Annotated in this window: 1 rRNA gene; it reads left to right on the top strand. The window is 49.8% G+C overall.

The features are described 5' to 3' along the window. Window positions 1-113 precede the first annotated feature (113 nt). A 16S ribosomal RNA gene (locus tag HMPREF2603_RS05315) occupies window positions 114-1,665 on the top strand. Window positions 1,666-1,746: the final 81 nt, after the last annotated feature.

Here is a 1,746-nt window from a genome sequence, read left to right as displayed (position 1 = left end):
AATGAACATTGAAAACTGAATGACAATATGTCAACGTTAATTCCAAATTAACAAACGTCCTAAGGACGTTTTAAAACAATTAGTTTTTATGAGCTAGTCAAACATCATAAATTATTATGGAGAGTTTGATCCTGGCTCAGGATGAACGCTGGCGGCGTGCCTAATACATGCAAGTCGAGCGAACAGACGAGGAGCTTGCTCCTCTGACGTTAGCGGCGGACGGGTGAGTAACACGTGGGTAACCTACCTATAAGACTGGGATAACTCCGGGAAACCGGGGCTAATACCGGATAACACATGAAACCGCATGGTTTCATGATGAAAGACGGTTTTGCTGTCACTTATAGATGGACCCGCGGCGTATTAGCTAGTTGGTAAGGTAACGGCTTACCAAGGCAACGATACGTAGCCGACCTGAGAGGGTGATCGGCCACACTGGAACTGAGACACGGTCCAGACTCCTACGGGAGGCAGCAGTAGGGAATCTTCCGCAATGGGCGAAAGCCTGACGGAGCAACGCCGCGTGAGTGATGAAGGTCTTCGGATCGTAAAACTCTGTTATTAGGGAAGAACAAGGGTGTAAGTAACTGTGCATCCCTTGACGGTACCTAATCAGAAAGCCACGGCTAACTACGTGCCAGCAGCCGCGGTAATACGTAGGTGGCAAGCGTTATCCGGAATTATTGGGCGTAAAGCGCGCGTAGGCGGTTTTTTAAGTCTGATGTGAAAGCCCACGGCTCAACCGTGGAGGGTCATTGGAAACTGGAAAACTTGAGTGCAGAAGAGGAAAGTGGAATTCCATGTGTAGCGGTGAAATGCGCAGAGATATGGAGGAACACCAGTGGCGAAGGCGACTTTCTGGTCTGCAACTGACGCTGATGTGCGAAAGCGTGGGGATCAAACAGGATTAGATACCCTGGTAGTCCACGCCGTAAACGATGAGTGCTAAGTGTTAGGGGGTTTCCGCCCCTTAGTGCTGCAGCTAACGCATTAAGCACTCCGCCTGGGGAGTACGGCCGCAAGGCTGAAACTCAAAGGAATTGACGGGGACCCGCACAAGCGGTGGAGCATGTGGTTTAATTCGAAGCAACGCGAAGAACCTTACCAAATCTTGACATCCTTTGACAACTCTAGAGATAGAGCCTTCCCCTTCGGGGGACAAAGTGACAGGTGGTGCATGGTTGTCGTCAGCTCGTGTCGTGAGATGTTGGGTTAAGTCCCGCAACGAGCGCAACCCTTAAGCTTAGTTGCCAGCATTAAGTTGGGCACTCTAAGTTGACTGCCGGTGACAAACCGGAGGAAGGTGGGGATGACGTCAAATCATCATGCCCCTTATGATTTGGGCTACACACGTGCTACAATGGACGGTACAAAGGGCAGCGAACCCGCGAGGTCAAGCAAATCCCATAAAGCCGTTCTCAGTTCGGATTGTAGTCTGCAACTCGACTACATGAAGCTGGAATCGCTAGTAATCGTAGATCAGCATGCTACGGTGAATACGTTCCCGGGTCTTGTACACACCGCCCGTCACACCACGAGAGTTTGTAACACCCGAAGCCGGTGGAGTAACCTTTTAGGAACTAGCCGTCGAAGGTGGGACAAATGATTGGGGTGAAGTCGTAACAAGGTAGCCGTATCGGAAGGTGCGGCTGGATCACCTCCTTTCTAAGGATATTATTCGGAACAGTTTCGCAGGAAACTGAAACGGAATAACGTGACATATTGTATTCAGTTTTGAATGTTTAT

Source organism: Staphylococcus sp. HMSC055C03 (assembly GCF_001809385.1).
Classification (GTDB): Bacteria; Bacillota; Bacilli; order Staphylococcales; family Staphylococcaceae; genus Staphylococcus; species Staphylococcus simulans.
The sequence above is the reverse complement of the archived record's forward strand: the minus strand, read 5'-3'. Positions and strand labels throughout refer to the sequence as shown.